6 protein-coding genes and 4 tRNA genes are annotated in these 6341 nt (G+C 38.0%); 9 read left to right on the top strand and 1 reads right to left on the bottom strand.

The window, feature by feature from the left end; translation table 11 throughout:
- The first annotated feature begins 1 nt into the window (after position 1).
- From ndoA to AB3M96_RS19240, 4 genes are all read left to right on the top strand, one after another.
- Positions 2 to 352 (top strand): type II toxin-antitoxin system endoribonuclease NdoA, encoded by a 351-nt coding sequence (gene ndoA / locus AB3M96_RS19225; protein ID WP_010284636.1) that lies wholly within the window; start codon positions 2 to 4, stop codon positions 350 to 352.
- A 90-nt stretch (positions 353 to 442) separates the two neighbouring features.
- A complete protein-coding gene (locus AB3M96_RS19230; RefSeq protein ID WP_412969223.1) occupies positions 443 to 1618 on the top strand; it encodes a class I SAM-dependent methyltransferase in 1176 nt (391 codons plus the stop codon).
- Positions 1619 to 1750: 132 nt separating this feature from the next.
- Positions 1751 to 2515 (top strand): RNA polymerase sigma factor SigB, encoded by a 765-nt coding sequence (gene sigB / locus AB3M96_RS19235; RefSeq protein ID WP_412969224.1) that lies wholly within the window; start codon positions 1751 to 1753, stop codon positions 2513 to 2515.
- 60 nt (positions 2516 to 2575) lie between these two features.
- Positions 2576 to 4759 carry a Tex family protein gene (locus AB3M96_RS19240; RefSeq protein ID WP_412969225.1) on the top strand — a complete coding sequence of 728 codons (2184 nt, stop codon included), beginning with the start codon at positions 2576 to 2578 and terminating at the stop codon, positions 4757 to 4759.
- Between the two features lie 18 nt (positions 4760 to 4777).
- Here the strand turns inward: AB3M96_RS19240 and cmpA are convergent, their stop codons facing one another.
- Positions 4778 to 4891: a cortex morphogenetic protein CmpA gene (gene cmpA / locus AB3M96_RS19245; RefSeq protein ID WP_087947091.1), complete on the bottom strand. Its 114-nt coding sequence runs from the start codon at positions 4889 to 4891 to the stop codon at positions 4778 to 4780.
- Between the two features lie 217 nt (positions 4892 to 5108).
- Here cmpA and AB3M96_RS19250 point away from each other — a divergent pair, with 217 nt between their 5' ends.
- The 5 genes from AB3M96_RS19250 to AB3M96_RS19270 all read left to right on the top strand — a co-directional run bounded on the left by AB3M96_RS19250 (position 5109) and on the right by AB3M96_RS19270 (position 6083).
- Complete coding sequence (locus AB3M96_RS19250; RefSeq protein ID WP_412969226.1) at positions 5109 to 5564, top strand: SprT family protein; 456 nt, start codon at positions 5109 to 5111, stop codon at positions 5562 to 5564.
- A gap of 123 nt (positions 5565 to 5687) precedes the next feature.
- Positions 5688 to 5762, top strand: a tRNA-Asn gene (locus tag AB3M96_RS19255).
- Between the two features lie 4 nt (positions 5763 to 5766).
- Positions 5767 to 5857: transfer RNA gene (locus AB3M96_RS19260), tRNA-Ser, on the top strand.
- A gap of 15 nt (positions 5858 to 5872) precedes the next feature.
- Positions 5873 to 5944: transfer RNA gene (locus tag AB3M96_RS19265), tRNA-Glu, on the top strand.
- Between the two features lie 63 nt (positions 5945 to 6007).
- Positions 6008 to 6083, top strand: a tRNA-Val gene (locus AB3M96_RS19270).
- The last annotated feature ends 258 nt before the right edge of the window (positions 6084 to 6341 follow it).

The raw sequence follows: 6341 nt of genomic DNA on the forward strand, positions 1-6341 counted from the left end.
TTTGATTGTAAAACGTGGCGACGTTTATTTTGCAGACCTCTCCCCAGTTGTTGGCTCAGAGCAAGGAGGCGTTCGTCCTGTTCTTGTCATTCAAAACGATATCGGGAATCGGTTTAGTCCCACAGTAATTGTCGCAGCTATAACTGCACAAATTCAAAAGGCGAAGCTCCCAACTCATGTAGAGATTGATGCAGAGCGATATGGATTTGAGCGTGATTCAGTTATCCTGTTAGAACAAATTCGTACAATCGATAAGCAGCGCCTAACCGATAAGATAACACATCTTGATGAAGAGATGATGGACAGAGTGGATGATGCCTTACAAATTAGTTTAGGACTCATCGATTTTTAATTATTTATATGTTATATGTCTTGAGAAGTTACCTTGTTGGTAGCTTCTTTTGTTTTATATATTCAACTAAAGTGTTTGGAGGAGTGCTTTTTGGGCAATTCTGATTTTTTATATCTGGCTAAACAAGTTGCTGTAGAGTTAGAAGAAGCAAATATAACCTACCAATTCATAAGAGAATCAGCCTTACAGTTACAGGGTATAGAGTTTGACACATTAGATAGGGTACGTGTTCTTGTTCAGTGGGATCAATTTGAGACTTTATATGATATGTATCAACCTTACAATCCGACACCTATAAGTAAAGAAAGTGACCAAGCAGAGTTTGTTATAAATAGAAATGGGTTCACCATTGTATTTAAATGCCTTTTTAATATAGCTATAAAAACAGATCCTTACCGTATTCAGATTGAGGAGCTCTGGTGTCAATCGCTCTATACGTACTTATTTGATATGGACAACGAATTCAGTGAAATAGTTCATCAACACCTTTTACGAAAACAACAAGAAATCACAGTACATAATGAATCAGCCTGGAATCAAAATAATTACGTCGCGTTAATAAATCGCTATGGTGAGCCGGCTAAGGCAGCCGCAAAGGTGAGACAAAACCCTAAATGGAGACTTCATCCTTTTTATAAATATTTAGGCGATGTCCAAGATAAAAAAATCGTCCATTTGTTAGGTTCGAATGGTATAAAGGGGACAGCGCTAGCGTTGTTGGGTGCGAATGTAACTGTCATTGACTTTTCAAAAGAAAATCAAAGGTTTGCGGAAGAAGTTGCAAAAGAGGCTGGTGTAGAGATTTCGTATATTGTGTCAGATGTTTTATCTGTATTCGATAAGGACGTTCAACCAAATAATGACGTACTCTTAATGGAATTGGGGGTACTGCACTATTTTATTGACTTAACTCCATTGGCTAAAGTTATTGCAAAGCTTTTAAAGAAGGACGGGCTGTTTATTTTACATGAGTTCCATCCGATATCTACTAAGTTAATAACCTCCACAGGTAAAAAACATAAGGTAACAGGTAACTATTTTGACCCATCTATACATACGAAAGAAGTGGCTTTTACAAAGCATATGACATCGGATGAGCAGTCAGACCTTTCAAAAGTATTACAGCGGTATTGGACATTGGGAGAAATTATTACGGCTTTTGCGAAAGAAGGATTGTTTGTCCAAACCCTTGAAGAAGAGCCTAACCATAAGCTTCATGATATTGGATTACCAAAGACTTTTACACTTTGTGCCCGAAAAATATAGTGATTGTTATATTACAAAACTGTTTTGCTTTCGTAACAAATACGTTAAATAGCAGGAAATGGGCATTTGTTTAGTGAAGTGGTAAACGGGGTATTATTCCAATAACAAATATAAAAGGAGCAGGTGGAAAATATGAAAAAGCAATCTACAGGTCAACGGAATGAGGAAGTAGAGAGGCTTATACAGAAGTTCCAGTCAACTGGCTCTAAAGAAGTGGAAAAAAGAATCATTGAAAAATATCAAAGGTTAGTTGAATCTGTAGCCTGGAAATATTCAAAAGGTAAAATATATCATGAAGATATTGTACAAACAGGTATGGTTGGGCTTCTGAATGCGATAAGAAGGTTTGACGGATCAGTTGGTAAAAGCTTCAAATCTTATGCAATACCGACAATCATTGGAGAGATTAAGCATTTTTTAAGAGATAAAACATGGAGTCTACATGTACCGAGAAGGATTAAAGAGCTTGGTTCAAAAATTAAACGAGCAAAAGAAGAACTTATCATCGAACTTCAGAGGATGCCAGAAACGCATGAAATTGCTACCTATTTAAATGTAGAAGAAAGCGCAATACTTGAAGCAATGGAAATGGGACAAGGCTATGAAGCAATGTCGGTTGATAGTATGCTTGAACCGAACAAGGATGGTAAAGCTACAACTCTTTATGATGTGGTAGGTAAAAAAGAACGAGGTTTTGATAAAGTTAATAGGAAAATAGTGCTTGAAAGTATGTTGGATGTTTTAACAGATAGAGAGAAAAAGGTGCTGCATCACACATACTTAAAGGAGCGAAGTCAAAAAGAGACAGGGAAAATTGTTGGGATTTCACAAATGCATGTGTCACGAATACAACGTACTGCTATTAGGAAACTACAGGAAGCAGTAATGAATAGATAATGTGAGAAAACACCAATCATTTGGTACAATACTAGATAGGTAAAGAGTAAGTAGGAGGATATGAACTTGACACAGACATTGCAAACCAATGATATGATGATCAAAACAATTGCAAAAGAGGTAGCGGTAACAACGAAACAAGTGAATAGTGTTATCTCGCTTTTGGACGAAGGTAACACTGTTCCTTTTATTGCTCGTTACAGAAAAGAGCTTACTGGCTCTTTAGATGAGGTACAAATAAGAGATATCCAGGAAAAATGGGCTTATCTACAGAATTTGGAATCTCGAAAAGAAGAAGTGATTCGCCTCATTTTGGAGCAAGGAAAGCTAACAGAAGAACTTGAGAAAGACATTATAAAATCGACAAAACTTCAACAGGTAGAAGACCTATACAGACCGTATAAGCAAAAGCGTAGAACGAAAGCAACGGTAGCAAAGGAAAAGGGGTTAGAGCCATTAGCGGAGTGGTTTTATACATTCCCGCAAAATGTTGATGTAGCTCAATATGCTGCACAATTTATATCTGAAGAAAAAGAGGTTTTAACTTCAGAAGAAGCAATACAGGGAGCAAAGGATATAATTGCAGAGTGGATTTCAGACGATGCTTCTTTCCGTCAATGGATTCGTTCAGAAACTTTTAAACAAGGGACAATTGAAACCCATGTAAAGGACGAGGGAAAAGACGAGAAAAAAGTATATGAAATGTACTATGACTACAAAGAGCCAATTAGTAAGGTAGTTCCGCATAGAGTTCTCGCGATGAACAGAGGAGAGAAAGAGGAAATACTGCGTGTAACCATTGATCCACCACTTGATCGGATTTTAACTCACTTACATAGAAAAGTGATAAAAAATGAAAACTCATCTGTTTCTCCTTATATAGTTGAAACGATTGAAGATAGTTATAAGAGACTTATTCAACCTTCTATTGAGCGGGAGATACGCAAGGAATTAACAGAAAAAGCGGAAGACCGAGCAATTCATATATTTTCTGAGAACCTTCGTAATTTATTGTTACAGCCGCCGTTGAAGGGAAAGGTAGTTTTAGGAGTAGACCCTGCCTACCGAACCGGCTGTAAATTAGCCGTTGTGGATGAAACGGGGAAAGTGTTGAAAATTGATGTTATTTACCCTCATCCTCCAGTTAATAAAAAAGAGGAAGCGAAAAAGAAAATAAAAGCAGTCCTAGAAACTTTTAAGGTAGAAATGGTTGCAATAGGAAATGGGACAGCCTCCAGAGAAACTGAACAGTTTGTAGCAGATATATTAAAAGAAGTAAGTGAAGAAATATTCTATATAATTGTTAATGAGGCGGGAGCGAGTGTGTATTCTGCTTCCGATTTAGCAAGAGAAGAATTTCCTGACTTTCAAGTCGAAGAAAGAAGTGCAGTTTCGATTGCCAGAAGACTTCAAGACCCGTTAGCGGAATTGGTTAAAATAGATCCTAAATCTGTTGGGGTAGGACAATATCAGCATGACGTTTCGCAGAAAAAACTAAATGACTCACTTACGTTTGTAGTAGAGACGGTTGTTAACAAAGTAGGTGTAAATGTAAACACTGCTTCATCTTCTTTATTACAATATGTTGCAGGTCTATCGAAAGCTGTAGCAAACAACATTGTAAAAAAGCGTGATGAGCAAGGAAAGTTTATGAGTCGAAGCGAATTAAAGGATATCCCGCGCCTAGGTGCTAAAACGTATGAACAGTGTATAGGGTTTCTTCGTATTGTTGATGGAGACGAGCAGCTTGACCGCACTAGTATACACCCGGAAAACTATAAGGAAGTAAAGAAGCTTCTTAAACGGTTTGGATTGAGTAGCGATGATTTAGGAAGCGATCGTTTAAAAGAAGCAATTTCTACACTTGTGATTGAAGAGGCAGCTGCAGAATTAGGAATTGGTGAAATTACGATTAAAGATATTACGGATGCCCTTATTCGTCCAGAACGTGACCCACGTGATGAATTGGCAAGACCTCTATTAAAAAAGGATGTACTAAAACTTGAAGACCTTGCGAAGGGTATGGAGCTTGAAGGAACTGTCCGGAATGTTGTTGATTTTGGTGCGTTCGTAGACATCGGCGTAAAACAGGATGGTTTGGTTCATATATCTAAATTAAGTAATAATTTTGTTAAACATCCTCTTGATGTAGTATCAGTGGGGGATGTAGTAACAGTGTGGATTGACGATGTAGATGTAAAAAAAGGAAGAGTAGCACTAACAATGCTTCCTCCCCAAAAATAGTAAAACTAAAAACACTGCTTACGAGCAGTGTTTTTTTCTGTAAAAATACCAGCATTGATTTAACAATTTAATTTGGTATCTATTTTTTTCGTAATAGGCACGTTTCATTTGATTTTGGAGCCAAGTGGGCATTTCGGTTTACCTCCTCAATATGAAATCGAAATTAAAGTAGGAAGGACAATAACGTGATAATATGGAAATAGTAAACTGATAATAGTTGTAAACAATTTTTAGAAAGTATGAAAATAACTAGATGCTCTGTTTGTGAAATGTCTAGTGTTTGAGTATATATAGTGTATGCAGTAGTTGTATGTCCTGTTCGCTAAAGATGGAAGGGGAATAAATATTCATGGAACAAATTGAATTACAGAAGATCGTCGAAGAGGTTTCTGTAGAGTATTTTGGAAAACCGTTCAAACACATGGCGAGCTTTAATAACAGGCTGCAAACAACGGGTGGAAGATATCTATTACGTTCGCATAATATAGAACTTAATCCAAAGTATTATAAAGAGCGTGGAGTTGATGAGCTGGTAGGGATTATTAAACATGAACTTTGTCATTATCATTTACACCTTGAAGGAAAGGGTTATCAACACCGCGATCAAGACTTTCGTGAATTACTAAAGAAGGTGGATGCTCCGCGTTTTTGTAAACCGCTAGAATCTGTGAAAAAAAGAAAGGTAACAAAACAGCATGTGTATATATGTAAGGGTTGTGGTCTACAATACGTTAGGAAAAGAAAAATAGATACAAAAAGGTATGTGTGTGGGAAGTGTTCAGGGAAATTAATGGAAGTTAAATAAAGGGTTGACTCTGAGTTTTACCTGTGATAAATTATAAAAGCCGTCGCAAGAGAGGCGGTTAACATAAGAGGTACTTGACAACAAGTTGCTTCGTTTTTATAATAAGTAATGTCGTTACATTATTCCACAGTAGCTCAGTGGTAGAGCTATCGGCTGTTAACCGATCGGTCGCAGGTTCGAGTCCTGCCTGTGGAGCCATTCTGGGGAAGTACTCAAGTGGCTGAAGAGGCGCCCCTGCTAAGGGTGTAGGTCGCGTAAGCGGCGCGAGGGTTCAAATCCCTCCTTCTCCGCCAGTCAAACTCTAATATGGCCCGTTGGTCAAGCGGTTAAGACACCGCCCTTTCACGGCGGTAACACGGGTTCGAATCCCGTACGGGTCATTAAACAATGGGATGTAAGATTTATATATATCTTACCTCCCATTTCTATCTTTACTTCATTTCGGAGGATTAGCTCAGCTGGGAGAGCACCTGCCTTACAAGCAGGGGGTCGGCGGTTCGATCCCGTCATCCTCCACCATTTATTTGACAGATACCGAATGTTGTATAATATTCAGAGATGCGAAATAACACGATATAAACAATGTTGAATCGATACTGCTGTAATTTCTACAGAGTATTAATTAGTATGTGGAATGTCACGAAATATCCTCTTGCGGAGTAGCTCATGTAGCTTACTCAAGGATGTTTTGCATGATGATTATTCAATGGGCTATAGCCAAGTGGTAAGGCAACGGACTTTGACTCCGTCATTCGTAGGTTCGAATCCTGCTAGCCC

The sequence above is a fragment of the Ferdinandcohnia jepli genome, from assembly GCF_047246645.1.
In the GTDB taxonomy this organism is placed as follows: Bacteria; Bacillota; Bacilli; order Bacillales; family Bacillaceae_L; genus Ferdinandcohnia.

What these genes read in the sequence shown, in the direction of transcription:
- cmpA (WP_087947091.1), bottom strand. Translation starts at nt 4,891, where the DNA reads ATGCCCACTTGGCTCCAAAATCAAATGAAACGTGCCTATTACGAAAAA.
- sigB (WP_412969224.1), top strand. Translation starts at nt 1,751, where the DNA reads ATGAAAAAGCAATCTACAGGTCAACGGAATGAGGAAGTAGAGAGGCTT.
- AB3M96_RS19250 (WP_412969226.1), top strand. Translation starts at nt 5,109, where the DNA reads ATGGAACAAATTGAATTACAGAAGATCGTCGAAGAGGTTTCTGTAGAG.
- AB3M96_RS19240 (WP_412969225.1), top strand. Translation starts at nt 2,576, where the DNA reads ATGAACTTGACACAGACATTGCAAACCAATGATATGATGATCAAAACA.